The organism is Agrobacterium sp. A3-95 (genome assembly GCF_053521785.1).
Genome location: NZ_JBNWDR010000032.1, coordinates 1 through 569, shown reverse-complemented (window position 1 = coordinate 569; position 569 = coordinate 1). Strand labels below are relative to the sequence as shown.

At 61.0% G+C, this 569-nt stretch carries 1 protein-coding gene and 1 pseudogene; both read left to right on the top strand.

The annotated features are described in order from the left end of the window. Positions 1-153: pseudogene (locus ACQZ5Y_RS28295) on the top strand (sugar ABC transporter permease); the annotation flags it as partial. A 12-nt stretch (positions 154-165) separates the two neighbouring features. Then, positions 166-569 (top strand): ABC transporter permease family protein (locus ACQZ5Y_RS28290; RefSeq protein WP_458575367.1); only part of this gene is annotated, 404 nt, incomplete at its 3' end.

The following is a 569-nucleotide window of genomic DNA, read 5'->3' as shown; positions in this document are numbered from 1 at the left end:
GCCTCGACCAACCTTGCCTTCCTCATCTATCGCACGGCGCTTCTGGGCTACGACGTCGGCGGCGCATCGGCCGGTGGCATCATCGCCGTCGTGCTCGCCAATATCGTCGCCATCTTCCTGATGCGCGCCGTCGGCAAGAACCTCGACCGTTAAGGAGAAGCGATCATGGCCCGCAAGACAACGACACGCGCAAAGATCGGCTTCACCATCGCGGCATGGGCCGTGGCGCTTTTGCTGTTCTTCCCGATCCTTTACGCCTTCCTCACCTCGATCAAGACCGAGCCGGAGGCGATCGCAGGCTTCAGCCTCATTCCCTCGGGCACGCTCGAAAACTACATCACCGTGCAGACCCAGCGCGATTACTTCAAGCCGTTCATGAACTCGGTCGTGCTGTCGCTCGGCTCGACGATCATCGCGCTCATGATCGCCATTCCCGCCGCCTGGGCCATGGCATTCTCGCCGACCAAACGCACCAAGGACATTTTGATGTGGATGCTCTCCACCAAGATGATGCCGGGGGTGGCGGTGCTGGTGCCGATCTACCTGATCTTCCGCAATGCCGGCCTGCT